A 14169-nucleotide genomic window follows, 5' to 3' on the forward strand; every position below is an offset into this window, starting at 1 on the left:
CGAGACTGTGCCACGCCGTTACCGTGGAACCCGTGAACGAGTAGCTGATCGGTCAGATTTTCCCAGCCGGATCGCCAGCCGCCCGACCATGGCGACCACGACCAACACCACCAGTGCCGACAACCATGGCCACGCCCCGTGCCGGTGTACCCAGCCGGCGAGCGCACCCTGCAACCGCCCGGCCGCCGCGATCACAGGATCAACGGGATCACCTGCGGCAGTGAACAACTCGATTTCGTACCAGCCGTAATAGGCGACGTAGGCGCCGACGGCGATCAGGAGCGCGCCACCGATTCGGTTGGCGTAGGGCACGAAGCGCCGCAACCGGTCGACGACCACGGCGCCCGCCAGCGCGGCACTGACCGCCAGCACGCCGACCACAAGCGCGAAACCCGCGGCGTACCCGGCGAACACCGCAAACCGGTGCCAGGCGGTGGTGGATTCCAGCGTGGCGCCGGCGACCGCCAGGAACGGGCCCACGGTGCACGACAACGACGCCAACGCGTACCCCACGCCGTAGCCGGCCATCGAACCCAGCCGGGCCGATGGTGCCCAGCCGGCCCGCTGTGTCACCGCACCAGGTAGCCACAGCCCGAACCGGCGGCCGGCAAGCAGCCAACCACCGAGCAGGACCAGCGCTACACCGATGACGAGCGTGACGTAGGGCAGATACCGTTGCACGGTGCCCGCGGCGGCGACCGTCAGCAGCCCGAACATGCCGAACACCGCGACGAAACCCGCCGTCATGACCATCGTGGCCACCAACGCCCGACTCACGGCGTTCACTGGACCGCCTGGCGAGGGGCCGCGTACCACCAAGACGAGATATCCGGGCAACAATGCGAACCCGCAGGGGTTGAGTGCGGCCACCAGTCCGGCGGCCAACGCCAACCCCACCAGGTTGTCTGCCACGTCCGGGGACTAGCTCTGCAGGGCCGCGACCCGATCGGCCAACTCCTGCTCGGGCATGGCCGACGTCGGGTTGTTGACGAACGTCGACGACCCGTCCGAACGGTAGAAGACATAGGCAGGCTGCCACGGCACGTGGTAGCGGGCCCAGATCGACCCGTCGGCGTCATTGAGATTCGTGAAACCGAGATGGTATTTGTCGATGAAGCCCTGCATCGCCCCGACATCGGCGTGCGCCGCCACACCGACAAACCTCACCTGCGGGTTCGCCGCGGCGACCTGACTCACCGACGGTGCCTCGGCATTGCAGAACGGACACCACGGCGTCCAGAACCACAACACCGCGGGTCGCCCGGCCAAGCTCGACCCGCTGAACGGGGCGCCTGACACGGTGGTGGCGGTGAACTGCAGGCGATCATCGGCGACCGCGGTCGGTGCGGTGACCAGTGCCAGCAGCATGGCGACCGTGCACAGCACGCCGGCCACGGCAGACTCGAGTCGCATCCTCATGGCATCGTCTCCTTCGCTCAGCACGCAGCGCACGTACGGCGCGTACGTGAGTTGACACGACCGTCGGCGCCCCTGGGTTCACCGGTGGGTGAGGTGCGGGCAAGCGCCCCTCTTGTGCCGGGTCGTCCCGCGGTCCAGAGTGAGAAAATGAGCGAGCAATGGATTCAAGGGTGCTTGGTCCAGCGGATCACGTTTCGTGAAGGCCTGGTGCTCAACCTCAACGACTACAACGAGCTGGTCATCTCGGTGCCACTCGAGCTGACCCTGCCGGCCACCGCGACCGATGAGTCCGAGGTCGTCTCGATCGACCCGCGGGCACTGCGCAACGAGGTGCGCCCGCTGTTCGATTTTGCCGGGCAACGCTGCACGCACGCCGACTGGGAGGACAACGGCAGCCTGCATCTGAGCTTTTCCGACGGTCACCGGATCGATGTCCGCCCCGACGAGCACCGCACGTCGTGGGAGCTGTACGGGAAGTATCACGGCTACGCCGCGTGCCTGGCCCACGGGCGGGTGCGCGTCGTGCGCCACGATCAAGACGATTTCGAACCGGGTGATGACGGCCAACCGACCCGCGAGAGCGGTTGACCGGCACCCGAGGAGGGCCGCCGAACACCGGCGTCAGTTCACGCCGACCCCGATGATCGGGATCCACACCCCGAACAGCCATACGCCCCACTGACGGAACCCATTGTCCCACACGGGGTTCAAGTTGTAGCCCCAGTAGTTCACGGTTCGCGGCAACGGACCGCCACGCCAGTGCAGCGGAGGTGGCGGACCCCAGCCCCACGGCGGTGGCCCGTTGCGGTCGTCCCACCAGTCGTGGCGATTGTTGGCCCACCAGGGACCCTTGTCGTCCCAATGGTCACGGCGATGATCGAAGTCACGCCCTGGCGGACCACCATCGCAGAACGGGAAACAGTCATCGTGGCCGTGCCCCGGCTTCAACGGAGCCGGCACGGTCGGCATGGTCGGCGTCGCCGCGGCCACCGGTGCCCCCGCACCCAACGCTCCCAGCGTCAACACCGCCGCCACGAACTTCGTCAGTTTCATTCCTGAACCTCCTGAGGTCGTGACCCCGGCGCCGGCCATCCCCCAATGGTCCGGCGCCGCAACGTTTGCCAACCCGCTTGGCTGCGCGTGGCGATACGTAGCACCCCGATGGGGTATCGCGATCGCCGATCCGGGCGTTACCCACTGCCCGGGCCGGTTGCGCTCTACGCTGGCTGAGGTGGGAATTGCAACGCGCGTCAACGGGGCCCCGCCGCCCGACGTATCTCGCGCCGCCATCGACCTCGGTTCATGGCGGTTTTGGCGCAACGGCGACGATGTCCGCGATGGGGCGTTTGCGACGCTACGGCGCGAAGCACCGATTTCATTTCACCCGGCCTGCGTCGAAGACGGTTTCCCGGAAAGCAATGGGCACTGGGCGGTGACCCGATATGACGACGTGTTCTACGCCAGCCGCCACCCCGATATCTTCAGCTCCGCGTCGGGTATCACGATCGGCGACCAAACCCCGGAGCTGGCCGAGTATTTCGGTTCGATGATCGCCATGGACGATCCCCGTCACACCCGGTTGCGCAACATCGTGCGCAGTGCATTCACTCCGCGGGTGGTGTCCCTGATCGAAGATTCGGTGCGTGACCGCGCCCGCCGGCTGGTGGCCGACATGGTGGCGCGAAATGCGGATCGCTGTGCCGATCTGGTCACCGAGTTCTCCGGGCCGCTCCCCCTACAGATCATCTGCGACATGATGGGTATCCCCGAGGCCGATCATCAACGAATCTTCCATTGGACCAACGTGATCCTGGGTTTCGGTGACCCGGACCTGAGCACCGACTTCGATGAGTTCGTCTCGGTCGCCATGGAGATCGGCGCGTACGCGACGGCACTCGCCGAGGAGCGCCGCCGCACCCCCGCCGAGGACCTCACCACCAGCCTGGTGCAGGCCGAGGTGGACGGTGAGCGACTCACCTCGGCCGAGGTGGCCTCCTTCTTCATCCTGTTGGTGGTCGCCGGAAACGAGACCACCCGCAATGCGATCAGTCACGGGGTCCTGGCCTTGACGCGGTACCCCGAGCAGCGCGCGCTGTGGTGGTCACGTTTCGACGAGCTGGCACCGACCGCGGTGGAAGAGATCGTCCGCTGGGCGTCCCCGGTGAGTTACATGCGCCGGACGGTCACGCGCGACACCGTGCTCGGCGGGACGCCGTTGCCGGCCGGCGCCAAGGTGACGCTGTGGTACGGATCGGCCAACCGGGACGAGTCGAAGTTCGCCGATCCATGGCTGTTCGACGTCACCCGCGCACCCAACCCGCATCTCGGGTTCGGCGGTGGCGGAGCGCACTTCTGCCTGGGGGCGAACCTGGCGCGGCGAGAGATCACCGTGGCCTTCGAGGAGCTGCACCGCCGGCTACCCGACATCACGGTGACCGAGGAGCCCGACCGGTTGCTGTCGTCGTTCATCCACGGCATCAAGCGCATGCCGGTGGCCTGGGGGTAGGTCACCTGACGGTCAGCGTGCCGACCATCGCAGGGTGGTACAGGCAGTAGAACGCGTACTGGCCCGGCTTGTCCGGCGCAGTGAGCGTCGCGCGGCCCTTCCCGTCGACATGGACGTCGAACACCCCCTTGTCGCGGGACGTCACCGAATGTTCGACCTCGTCGTCGTTGACAATGGCGATGTGGGTGCCGGGGGCGACCGTGAGCGCCTTGCTGAAGCCCATTCCGGCGATCGTGATCGTCGGACCGCCCGGCGCGGGCTGGACGGTCGACTGCTGCGGCGCAGCATGGTCGGCTTGGCTGCACGCCACAGTGAGCCAGGCGCCCAGGCACGCCGCCACCACCAACATCGCAAGCCGATTCATCCCTGCCCCCTGCGTTGAGTCCCGACAGGCAATTATCGGTTCTCGGGGCGGGGCGAGGCAGCCGAATCTGCCGATCGGCCCACGAGGACCCCGCCGGCGAAGGCCGCCACGAGCACGCCGATGATCACCCAGGCCAGCACGCTGGAGCCACCGACCAGATCGCTGAGATTCGTCAGGATCAGTGTCAGCGCGCCCAGCAGTCCGACCAGGCCCAGCGCCGGGGCGATCCGGACCCGCCACAGCGACAGTCCATGCCGGTCACGACCGAAGTACACCAGCACCGCGACGCTGGTGGCGATCATCAGGAGCACCACCCCGACCGTGGTCGCACCGGCGAACCAGGTGTAGAACTGCGCGGCCGGATCCAGCCCGAACACCACAGCCGACACGACGCCGACCGCCACCACACCCGAGACCCACAAGGACGCCAGGTGCGGTGAGCCGTGTCGATCGTGCGGCCGGCTGAGCACCGCGGGCAGGACGTCGCGTTGCGACAGCGCGAACACGTACCGCGAGGCCACGTTGTGGAAGGCCAGGATGCAGGCGAACAGACTGGTGAAGTACAGCACCGTGATGAGGTCGGCGCCCGCGGCACCGATGTAGCGACGCGCGGTGTCGCCCAGGAAGGTGGCACCCGAATCCGTGGCCTGCGCGACGGCCTGTTCGTCGCCCCACCCGGAGATCAGCGCCCAGCTGGTGACGGCGTAGAACACGCCGATCAGGACCAATGCCAGGTACGTGGCGCGGGGAATCGTCTGCTCGGGCGTGCGGGCCTCGTCCCGGAAGATCGCGGTGGCTTCGAAGCCGACATAGCTGATGATGGCGAACAACAGCCCGATGCCGAGCGACCCGGACAGGACCGCATCCGGATCGACGATGCCCGAAGACAATCCGTGGTCGCCGCCGCGTGCCACGATCACCAGATCGAGCACCAGCACGATCGCGATCTCGGCGGTGAGCAGGACTCCCAGCACGCGACTGGACAATTCGATGTTGCGGTAGCCCAGGTAGGTGGTCACTGCGAACGCCACCGCGGCGAACACCCACCACGGAAGGGCGGGGCCGCCGGCCAGTTCGAGGACACTGGCCCCGGCCGGGCCGAGCAGCCCGTATACGCCGGCCTCCAGCGCCACATAGCTCACCAGCGCGACGAACGCGATCCCGATGCCCGTGGGGAGTCCGAGCGACTGCCGAACATAGGAGAAGAAGGCACCGGCTTCCTCGACATACGGGGTCATCGCGGTGAACCCGACGGCGAACAGCAACAGCACCAGGGTCGCGGCGATGAAGGTAGCGGGAAATCCCGTTCCGTTACCCGAGGCGATACCCAACGGCACGACACCGCCGATCACCCCCAGCGGCGCCGCGGCCGCGACGACCATGAACACGATCGAGGTGACGCCGAGGCTGCCGCGCAGCTGCCGCCCGGTGGCAGACGGTGGCGAGCCCAATGACTCCGGGACTGTGGTGGTTTCGGACATGGGCGACCGTCCTTCAGACAGCGGGTGCGTGGATATGACCCGCGGACCATAGGGTCGCGTCGACCCGGCGCACCAGATCTCGCGTCACCGTGCGCAAAATTCGCCCGGCTACGTGCCGCCGAGGACGGCGAGCATGCCGGCGGCCGCCCGGGGCCAGGTGAACTGCTCGGCACGCCGCCGAGCACTGTGGCGCCGCTGGGTTTCGGGTCGGCTTATCACCGCGGTGACCGCGCGGGCGATGGCGTGCGCGTCGTTGTCCGCGGTGGCCCCGCTGTCGCTGGTGAGGATCTCGGCGAGCGCCGAGGTCCGGGACACCACCGCGGGCGTTCCGCAGGCCAGTGCTTCCAGCGCGGCCAGACCGAACGTCTCGTGCGGGCCCGGGGCAAGGGCGACGTCGGCCGAGGCCAGGATGGTCGCCACGGTGTCGCGGCAGCCGATGTACCCGGTGAACGCCACCGGCAGGCCGTCGGCATGGCGTTGCAGACGTGCCCGCAACGGCCCCTCGCCGACCACCACCAGACGGGCATCCACACCTGAATCCCGAAGGGCGGCAACGGTGTCGATGCTACGGTCGGCATGTTTTTCCACCGACAGCCGACCGCAGTGCACCAGCAGGGTCTGTTGCGGGGCGGCCCACCGGCTGCGCATCCGGACCGAGTGGCGTCGCGGGTGGAACTGTTCGAGGTCCACGCCCAGGGGCACCGTCGCGACATTGTCCGCGCCGATCCGGTCGAACTCCTCGCGTGCGAAGGCCGTCGTGCACACCACCGCGTCGTAGTTCGCCGCGCTGCGCCGATTGGCGAAGTCCGCGACGGCCCGGGCGGCCGACGCCGGCAGCACCTGACCGACCAACCGGTCCAGCCGTTCGTGCGAGATCATCACGGTGGCCACGTCACGGTCACGCCCCCACGGACCCAGCGACCGCAGGGTCAACCGGTCCGACACCTCGATGGCGTCGGGGCGCAGCCGCTGCAGCAGCGCGGTCACCGGCCCCGGAAGCACCGCCCGGTAACCGCCGGTGAACGGGATGAGCCTGGCGGGCAGCGAGATTCGTACGACGCCGCTGGGCAGCACGTGCCGGTCCGGATGCGCACCGGGCACGACGAGGAACACCTCGTGTCCCAACGCCCGATACTCGGCGCCGAGCCGGTCGACCGCGGTGCGCAGACCGCCCGAGCGCGGGCCGTAGAAGTTGGCGACCTGGACAACCCGCATGCCCCCGATCACAACCGGGTTGCATGTGCGGTCAACAACGCCGTTGCCACCATGACCTGAACAGCCGCTGAACAAGCACGGGACGATCAGACGAAATGCCGAATCGCCGCGGTGGAACCGCACGCGGCGGATACTCATCCGATGGGCGGCACACCGGACCCGGAGGCGCTGGCCGGACGCATCGCAGTGGTGGCCGGGGCCACCCGCGGCGCCGGCCGCGGGATCGCCGCGGCGCTCGGTGAAGCGGGCGCGACCGTGGTGTGCACCGGCCGAAGCAGCCGATGCGGAAGTCGCGACTCGGACTACGACCGGCCCGAAACCATCGAGGAAACAGCGGAATTGGTCTCGGAACTCGGCGGCACCGGTATCGCCGTGCAGGTCGACCATCTCGATGTGACGCAAGTGCGCAAGCTGGCCGGGCGACTCAAGGCCGATTACACCCACATTGACATCCTCGTCAACGACATCTGGGGCGCCGAGGTGCTCAAAGGACCCCCGGACACCTGGGGCCGGCCGATGTGGCAGCACGACCTCGACGACGGGTTACGGATGATGCGCCTGGGTTTGGACACCCATCTGATCACCTCGCACTCCCTGCTGCCACTGCTCGCGGACCGACCCGGCGGGCTGCTGGTCGAGATCACCGATGGCACAACCGAATTCAATGCCGCCAACCCGCGTCTCTCGGTCTTCTACGATCTGGTCAAAAATGCGGTGAACCGGCTGGCCTTCAGCCATGGCTACGAGCTCGCGGCGTTCGGTGCCACCGCCGTGGCGGTCACACCGGGATGGCTGCGCTCGGAGATGATGCTCGACAACTATGGCGTCACCGAGGCCAACTGGCGGTGTGCGCTGGATCTGGCGCGCACCGACGGCTACCCGGCCGCACCGCCCGGTTTCGCCGAGTCGGAGTCGCCACGCTTCGTGGGACGCGGTGTTGCCGCGATGGCCGCCGATCCGGACCGGGCCCGCTGGAATCAGCGTTCGGTCAGCTCGTCGGCGCTGGCCCGCCACTACGGATTCACCGACCTCGACGGGCGGCTGCCCGACGTATGGCTGCCGCTGTAAGCGCACGTCAGCGCACAGCATCGGCACCGGTAGACATTTTTTCAAATCTGTTCACCGATTTCGTTGACACCGGCGCAAGCGGATTGTTCTATGACTGAGTGAGCTTCGACACAATCATCCGGAACGGCCGCTGGTTCGACGGCACCGGCGCCCCGTCGGCGCTGCGCACCATCGGTATTCGCGACGGGCACGTGGTGGCCATCTCCCCCGACGCCCTCGACGAGACGGACTGCCCACAGATCATCGACGCCACCGGCAAATGGGTGCTACCGGGGATGCTGGACATCCACACGCATTACGACGTCGAGGTGCTGAACGGCCCGTCGTTGTCGGAGTCCCTGCGCCACGGCGTGACCACCGCGATGCTCGGCTCGTGCTCGTTGTCGACCGTCCACGTCGGTGGAGTCGACGCGGGTGATCTGTTCGGCCGGGTCGAGGCGATCCCACGCGACCAGGTCATCACCGCGGTCGACGAGCACAAGACCTGGACCAGCTGCGGCGAATACGTCTCGGCATTGGAGTCACTGCCGCTCGGGCCGAATCTGGCCGCCTTCATCGGGCATTCCGACATGCGCACCGCGGTGATGGGCCTGGACCGGGCCACCCGGAAAGACGAACGGCCCACCGCCGCCGAACAGGCCCGCATGGAGCAGATGCTGGCCGAGGCGCTGGACGCCGGATTCGTCGGAATGTCGTCCCAGCAACTGCTTTTCGACAAGATCGACGGAGACACCTGCCGATCGCGCACGCTGCCGTCGACCTACGCCCGCCCCCGCGAACTGCGCCGGCTCAAATCGATGCTGCGCCGCGCCGGCCGGGTGCTGCAGTCCGGGCCCGACATCCAGAATCCGCTCAACCTGGCCTCACAGGTCGCCCAGTCGCTCGGGGTGTTCCGCAAGCCGCTCAAGACCAGCCTGCTCTCGGCCGCCGACGTCAAGGCCAACCCGTACGCGATCTGGATCATGGGACCGCTGGCCCGCGCGGCCAACGCGCTCGGTGGCAACTTCCGCTGGCAACATCTTCCCGTGCCGTTCGAGGTCTACGCCGACGGCATCGACCTGGTGGTGTTCGAGGAGTTCGGGTCCGGGGCGGCCGCACTGCACCTGCGCGACGAGGTCGAGCGCAACACCCTCCTGCGCGACGAGTCCTACCGGCGCCGGTTCCGCAAGGACTACGACAGCAAGTTCGGTGTACGCGTGTGGCACCGCGACTTCTTCGACGCCGACATCGTGGCGTGCCCGGACGAATCCGTGGTGGGCAAGTCGTTCGGCCAGGTCGGGCAGGACCGCGGCGGGCTGCACCCCGTCGACGCCTTCCTGGACCTGGTGCTCGAGCACGGCACCGCGATCCGCTGGCGGACCACGATCTCCAACCACCGACCCGAAGTGCTCAAGAAGCTGGCCCGCGACCCGGGCATCCAGCTCGGCTTCTCCGATGCCGGTGCCCACCTGCGCAACATGGCCTTCTACAACATGGGGCTGCGGCTCCTGCGCCACGTCCGCGACGCCGAACGGGCGGGCAATCCGTTCATGTCGATCGAACGGGCGGTACACCGACTCACCGGTGAGCTCGCCGACTGGTACCGGATCGACGCCGGACACCTGCGCATCGGGGACCGTGCCGACGTCGTCGTCATCGACCCCGAGCGCCTCGACGACTCTCTCGACGCCTACGCCGAGGAGACCGTCGACCACTACGGCGGCCTGTCACGCATGGTGAACCGCAACGACGAGACCGTGACCGCGGTACTCGTCGGCGGCCGTACGGTATTCGCCGACGGCGAGCTGACCGCCCTGGTGGGGCACCAACGTACCGGCCGGTTCCTACGAGCCGGCGATCGCGCGTCCGTCGAGAAAGGTCAATTGTCCAGTGCCCGTTGAGGAAACCGTTCGAAGCATGTGGAAAGCCCTGTCGGACCGAAACTGGGAGCTGCTCAAGACCTACCTGTCGGACGACTGCATCTACCTCGACATGCCGGTCGGGCCCGCCGCGGCCGCCAAAGGGCCCGAGGACATCGTCAAGCGCCTCAAGATCGGCTTGGAACCCCTGTCCTCCTATGAGAACTTCTCCGGCTTACTGGTTCACAACGGAGCCGATGCCATGTACGAGCACCATGAGCAATGGCATTGGCCCAGTGGGGAATCCGCGGTGCTGAAGTTCGTCACCGTCCACCGGGTGGAAAACGGCAAGGTCACGCTGTGGAAGGACTACTGGGACATGAGCGCGCTGGCCGACCATGCCCCACCGGACTGGATGGAGAATTTCGCCACCGCCGACATGTCGTGGGTGTTCGACGCCACGGGGCTGGTCTGAGCGAGGCCGGCAGCCGATCAGCCGATATCCCAGACCAGACAGAACGGGTGCCCGGCCGGATCCCGGAACACCCGGAAGTTGTTCTCGCCGACGGCATCGGTGACCCGCGTCGCGCCCAGCGCCAGCACCGCGCGCTCGGCCGCGTCCGGATCGTCGACCAGGATGTCGAGGTGAATCTGCTGTGACCCCCGCGGATCGGGAAACACCGGCGGCTCGTGCTGCGGTGACTGCTGGCAGGCCACCCGCCGGCCGTCCGGATCCGTCACCACCACCCAGGTCTCGTCCTCGGTGGTGATCTCGCCCCCGAGCAGCCCGGCATAGAACTCGGCCAGCGCCCGCGGATTTCGGGTGTCCAACACGGTGGAGCGGAGTCGTCCGATCATGACGGCTGGATTGCCGTGCCGACGGCTCGACAAACCGGCGCAGGTCAGAGGGTCAGCTTGCAGCTCTGGCCGATGTCGAGGGTGCGCAGCATCCGGCCCATGCCGAGCCACATCGCACACGACAGCGCCAGGTCGGTGAGCAACTCGGCGTCGAAGTGCTCGCCGGCCCGGTCCCAGAAGTCCTCGTCGTCCCGCAATTCGGTGTGGCCGGTGGCGAATCGGTGCGCGAACTCGGCGGCGATCCGCTCCTGGGCCGAATAGCCGGGCCAGGTCCGCCAGTCGGCGGCATGGTCGTAGAGATCCTCGTCCACCCCCGCCGCGGCGCCTTCCGAATCACGGGTGTTCTGGCACACCGTGCATTCGTTGTCGAGCGCGATCACCATCCGGGCCAGTTCGCGAACCCGTAGCGGCAGCCGACCCTTGGTGTACACCGCGTTGGTGAAGTTGGCCATCGCGGTGCCGATGTCAGGCGATGTGAGGATCCAGCCGGCCACGTCGTCGTCGGGGAAGTCTCCGATACGGCTCATGGCCGAATCGTACGCGCGGCCGACCATTTCTGGAACAAGTTCTAATTTGTTGTCTTCGCGCCGGCCAGCGCGGGGGTTCGCTCGTCGTCACCCCAGTCCCGCTGCACAACAACCCGGTGCGCGATGCGCTCGAGGGCGGCCTCGACCTGGGCCCGGTCCGGGCGACCTTCGAAAGACGGTGACTCCCCCAGCTTCTCGACGATTCTTCCCACCAGTGCGGCGGAAACTCCGTCGACCTGACGTAAGCCACTCTGGGTCAACCACAGACTGTCACCGGTGCGCAGCACGTAACCGTCCTGAACCAGGCGGTTGAACGTCGGTTCCAGCACTTCGTAAGGTACGACGAGCCGATCGGCGATCTCGGTCAGGCGGGCGGAGCCGAACACCTGGCTGTGCCGGTAGATCTTGAGCAGTGCCCACAGTCCGGCCACATCGAGCTCACATCCCGGGCTCCCGGCGACGGTCCGCAATCGGATCTCGGGTGAGCTGCGCATCAACCGACTGATCACGGTCTCCAGCACCTGGTCCGCCGACTCCGCGCTGGGCATGCCGAAGCCTTCGCCCAGATCGGCCGCCAGCGTCGTCTCGGCCTCGAGCAGCGGCACCTCTTTGAGGAACAGGGCCACCACGAAACCCAGCAGGGCCACCGGCGCCGCGCACAGGAACACCAGATCTAGCGCGTCGGCATAGGCGTTGACGATCGGAGCGGCGACCTCTGGCGGCAGCTCGTGCAGGGCCTTGGGTGAGGCGCCCGCGACGGCCGGCGCGCCACTGTCAGCCAGCGCACCGGGCAGCCGGTCGGACAGGAACCCGGCAAACAGCGACCCGAAGATCGCCGCGCCGAACGAACTGCCGATCGTCCGGAAGAACGTCACGCCGGAGGTTGCCACGCCCAGATCGGCGAAACTCGACGTGTTCTGCACGATGAGGACCAGCACCTGCATGCACATGCCGATACCGGCGCCGAGGATCAACAGGTACAGCGACTGCAGCGGGATGGGCGTCGCGGCATTCATCCGGGACAGCAGCACGAAACCGACCAGCATGATCGCCGTTCCGGCGACCGGGTAGATCTTGTAACGCCCGGTGCCCACCAGACTGCCGCTGACGGTCGAGGTGATCAGCAGCCCGAGCACCATCGGCATGGTCCGCAGACCGGACTCTGACGGCGAGACGCCGTCGACGAACTGCATGAAGGTCGGCATGAACGTCAGCGCACCGAGCATCGCGAACCCAACCACCAGCGACAGCACACAGCACATCGAGAACACGGGGTTTCGGAACAGCCGCATCGGCAGGATCGGCTCGGCGGCCCGCAGCTCCACCCGCACGAACATCGCCAGTGCCAGGACAGAACCGATGACCAACCCGATGATGACGGGTGACGTCCAGGCCAGCTCGCCGCCGAGACTGGTCGCCAAGGTGAGACCGGACGCGCCGATCCCGACCCAGACGATGCCGGCGTAATCGATGACCGGTCGGGCAGTCCGGACCGCCAGCGCCGGGATGGTGGCGGCCGAGACCACCAGGACGACAACCCCGACCGGGATGCTGAGCCAGAACGCCCACCGCCAGCCGAGGTGATCGGTGACGAACCCGCCCAGCAGTGGGCCGGCCACGGTGGTGACACCGAACACCGCCCCGAGCGCACCCTGATACCGACCCCGATCACGCAGCGGGATCACCTCGGCGATCAACGCCGACGACGTCACCATGATCGCGCCGCCGCCGATGCCCTGCAGGGCCCGCGCGGCCACCAGCATGGCCATCGAACCCGACAGCCCGCTGAGCACCGAGCCCACGAGAAAACACAGGACGGCGGTCTGATACACCGCTTTGCGCCCGAAGATGTCGCCCACCTTGCCGACGACGGCGGTGACGACTGTCGAAGCCAACAGGTAGCTGGTCACCACCCAGGCCTGATGGCCGGCACCGCCGAGATCGGCCACCACGGTGGGCAGTGCGGTGGCGACGATGGTCTGGTTGAGCGAGGCCAGCAGCATGCCGAGCAGGACGGCGACGAACACCAGGTTGCGTCGGCGCACGCTGAGCAGCGGTGCGCCGCCGGTCGACTGTTCGTCGGTTGTCGTCGGGCTGCTCATGAGATCCTTTCGCCGGCCTGGGGTCAGCACCTATATCGTTAGATAGGCTATGAAAGTTACACCACGAACAAAGCCGCCCCGGGCATCCGGTGGTTCACCGGCTACCCGGGGCAGCCCGAGTTGAAAACGCCCGTCGCTTCTGGTTTCTACTTGGGCGGCCGCGAGACGCACTGCGCGGCGTAGAGCGCGTCGCCCAACTTGTCCATCAGCTCCAGTTGCGTTTCGAGGTAGTCGATGTGACCTTCCTCGTCGGCCAGGATGGTCTCCAGGATGCCCGCCGAGGTGGCGTCCTGCTTCTCCCGGCACATGATGATCCCCGGCTTGAGCCTGGCCACCACCTCGTACTCGATCGCCAGGTCGGCCTCGAACTGCTCCCGCAACGTCTGCCCGACGCGCAGGGAGAACAGCCGCTGATAGTTCGGCAGACCGTCCAACAGCAGGATTCGATCGGTGATGGTCTCCGCGTGCCGCATCTCTTCGAATGATTCGGCGCGGGTGTGTTCCGCCAGTTCGGTAAATCCCCAATTGTCCTGCATCTTCGAATGCAGGAAATATTGGCTAATTGCGGTGAGTTCGCTCGTCAATTGCTCGTTGAGCAATTTCAGAACATCCGGATCGCCTTGCATCGTGACTCCTAAGCACCTTGAGGGCTGGTCAAGTGTTGCCTTTTGCTGCGCCCAACCAATCTAGTGCAGAAAGGGCACTCTAAGGCAACGCTCAACACCGAATTTCGGCGTGTTCTCGCGAGATTGCCGGACTCTCGTCCCGCGCGCGGCGCGGTGTGGCCACGA

Annotated in this window: 15 protein-coding genes; 5 read left to right on the top strand and 10 right to left on the bottom strand. The window is 67.1% G+C overall.

The window, feature by feature from the left end:
- Positions 1-18: 18 nt before the first annotated feature.
- Both A5733_RS13515 and A5733_RS13520 read right to left on the bottom strand, forming a co-directional pair.
- The gene (locus tag A5733_RS13515; RefSeq protein ID WP_076240475.1) at positions 19-912 is read right to left on the bottom strand and encodes a cytochrome c biogenesis CcdA family protein; all 894 of its coding nucleotides are present in this window, start codon (positions 910-912) and stop codon (positions 19-21) included.
- Between the two features lie 9 nt (positions 913-921).
- Positions 922-1368: a protein disulfide oxidoreductase gene (locus A5733_RS13520; RefSeq protein WP_369830937.1), complete on the bottom strand. Its 447-nt coding sequence runs from the start codon at positions 1366-1368 to the stop codon at positions 922-924.
- Between the two features lie 198 nt (positions 1369-1566).
- Between A5733_RS13520 and A5733_RS13525 the strand changes: the two genes are divergently transcribed.
- A complete protein-coding gene (locus tag A5733_RS13525; RefSeq protein WP_067768779.1) occupies positions 1567-2007 on the top strand; it encodes a DUF6188 family protein in 441 nt (146 codons plus the stop codon).
- Positions 2008-2040: 33 nt separating this feature from the next.
- Here A5733_RS13525 and A5733_RS13530 read toward each other — a convergent pair whose 3' ends face one another.
- Positions 2041-2472, bottom strand: coding sequence for a hypothetical protein (locus tag A5733_RS13530; protein ID WP_076240476.1), 432 nt, complete (start codon positions 2470-2472; stop codon positions 2041-2043).
- Between the two features lie 178 nt (positions 2473-2650).
- On the opposite strand from A5733_RS13530, the gene A5733_RS13535 reads away from it, so the two are divergent.
- Positions 2651-3925 carry a cytochrome P450 gene (locus A5733_RS13535; protein WP_076240477.1) on the top strand — a complete coding sequence of 425 codons (1275 nt, stop codon included), beginning with the start codon at positions 2651-2653 and terminating at the stop codon, positions 3923-3925.
- 1 nt (position 3926) lies between these two features.
- Here the strand turns inward: A5733_RS13535 and A5733_RS13540 are convergent, their stop codons facing one another.
- From A5733_RS13540 to A5733_RS13550, 3 genes are all read right to left on the bottom strand, one after another.
- Positions 3927-4289, bottom strand: coding sequence for a cupredoxin domain-containing protein (locus tag A5733_RS13540; protein WP_067768772.1), 363 nt, complete (start codon positions 4287-4289; stop codon positions 3927-3929).
- A 32-nt stretch (positions 4290-4321) separates the two neighbouring features.
- Complete coding sequence (locus A5733_RS13545) at positions 4322-5770, bottom strand: APC family permease (protein WP_076240478.1); 1449 nt, start codon at positions 5768-5770, stop codon at positions 4322-4324.
- A gap of 108 nt (positions 5771-5878) precedes the next feature.
- Positions 5879-6985 (bottom strand): glycosyltransferase, encoded by a 1107-nt coding sequence (locus A5733_RS13550; protein WP_076240510.1) that lies wholly within the window; start codon positions 6983-6985, stop codon positions 5879-5881.
- A 141-nt stretch (positions 6986-7126) separates the two neighbouring features.
- Between A5733_RS13550 and A5733_RS13555 the strand changes: the two genes are divergently transcribed.
- The 3 genes from A5733_RS13555 to A5733_RS13565 all read left to right on the top strand — a co-directional run bounded on the left by A5733_RS13555 (position 7127) and on the right by A5733_RS13565 (position 10366).
- Positions 7127-8053 carry an SDR family oxidoreductase gene (locus A5733_RS13555; protein ID WP_076240479.1) on the top strand — a complete coding sequence of 309 codons (927 nt, stop codon included), beginning with the start codon at positions 7127-7129 and terminating at the stop codon, positions 8051-8053.
- A gap of 98 nt (positions 8054-8151) precedes the next feature.
- Positions 8152-9933, top strand: a complete 1782-nt coding sequence (locus A5733_RS13560; RefSeq protein WP_076240480.1) for an amidohydrolase family protein — start codon at positions 8152-8154, stop codon at positions 9931-9933.
- On the top strand, positions 9923-10366 hold the full coding sequence (locus A5733_RS13565) for a nuclear transport factor 2 family protein (protein WP_067768764.1): 444 nt from the start codon (positions 9923-9925) through the stop codon (positions 10364-10366). The genes A5733_RS13560 and A5733_RS13565 overlap by 11 nt, the downstream gene beginning before the upstream one ends.
- A gap of 17 nt (positions 10367-10383) precedes the next feature.
- Here A5733_RS13565 and A5733_RS13570 read toward each other — a convergent pair whose 3' ends face one another.
- The 4 genes from A5733_RS13570 to bfr form a co-directional block, all read right to left on the bottom strand.
- Positions 10384-10749 (bottom strand): VOC family protein, encoded by a 366-nt coding sequence (locus A5733_RS13570; RefSeq protein ID WP_076240481.1) that lies wholly within the window; start codon positions 10747-10749, stop codon positions 10384-10386.
- Between the two features lie 44 nt (positions 10750-10793).
- On the bottom strand, positions 10794-11276 hold the full coding sequence (locus tag A5733_RS13575; RefSeq protein WP_067768843.1) for a carboxymuconolactone decarboxylase family protein: 483 nt from the start codon (positions 11274-11276) through the stop codon (positions 10794-10796).
- Between the two features lie 41 nt (positions 11277-11317).
- Entirely contained in the window at positions 11318-13378 is a 2061-nt protein-coding gene (locus A5733_RS13580) for an MDR family MFS transporter (RefSeq protein WP_076240482.1), read from the bottom strand.
- A 146-nt stretch (positions 13379-13524) separates the two neighbouring features.
- Positions 13525-14004, bottom strand: a complete 480-nt coding sequence (bfr, locus tag A5733_RS13585; protein ID WP_076240483.1) for a bacterioferritin — start codon at positions 14002-14004, stop codon at positions 13525-13527.
- Positions 14005-14169: the final 165 nt, after the last annotated feature.

Origin of the sequence: Mycobacterium sp. NS-7484, assembly GCF_001953975.1 — a bacterium.
In the GTDB taxonomy this organism is placed as follows: Bacteria; Actinomycetota; Actinomycetes; order Mycobacteriales; family Mycobacteriaceae; genus Mycobacterium.

Bases quoted from the DNA above. Each gene is read 5' to 3' on its own strand.
- A5733_RS13520 (WP_369830937.1), bottom strand. From the start codon at position 1,368: ATGCTGCTGGCACTGGTCACCGCACCGACCGCGGTCGCCGATGATCGC.
- A5733_RS13525 (WP_067768779.1), top strand. From the start codon at position 1,567: ATGAGCGAGCAATGGATTCAAGGGTGCTTGGTCCAGCGGATCACGTTT.
- A5733_RS13530 (WP_076240476.1), bottom strand. From the start codon at position 2,472: ATGAAACTGACGAAGTTCGTGGCGGCGGTGTTGACGCTGGGAGCGTTG.
- A5733_RS13540 (WP_067768772.1), bottom strand. From the start codon at position 4,289: ATGAATCGGCTTGCGATGTTGGTGGTGGCGGCGTGCCTGGGCGCCTGG.
- A5733_RS13545 (WP_076240478.1), bottom strand. From the start codon at position 5,770: ATGTCCGAAACCACCACAGTCCCGGAGTCATTGGGCTCGCCACCGTCT.
- A5733_RS13550 (WP_076240510.1), bottom strand. From the start codon at position 6,985: ATGCGGGTTGTCCAGGTCGCCAACTTCTACGGCCCGCGCTCGGGCGGT.
- A5733_RS13555 (WP_076240479.1), top strand. From the start codon at position 7,127: ATGGGCGGCACACCGGACCCGGAGGCGCTGGCCGGACGCATCGCAGTG.
- A5733_RS13570 (WP_076240481.1), bottom strand. From the start codon at position 10,749: ATGATCGGACGACTCCGCTCCACCGTGTTGGACACCCGAAATCCGCGG.
- A5733_RS13575 (WP_067768843.1), bottom strand. From the start codon at position 11,276: ATGAGCCGTATCGGAGACTTCCCCGACGACGACGTGGCCGGCTGGATC.
- A5733_RS13580 (WP_076240482.1), bottom strand. From the start codon at position 13,378: ATGAGCAGCCCGACGACAACCGACGAACAGTCGACCGGCGGCGCACCG.
- bfr (WP_076240483.1), bottom strand. From the start codon at position 14,004: ATGCAAGGCGATCCGGATGTTCTGAAATTGCTCAACGAGCAATTGACG.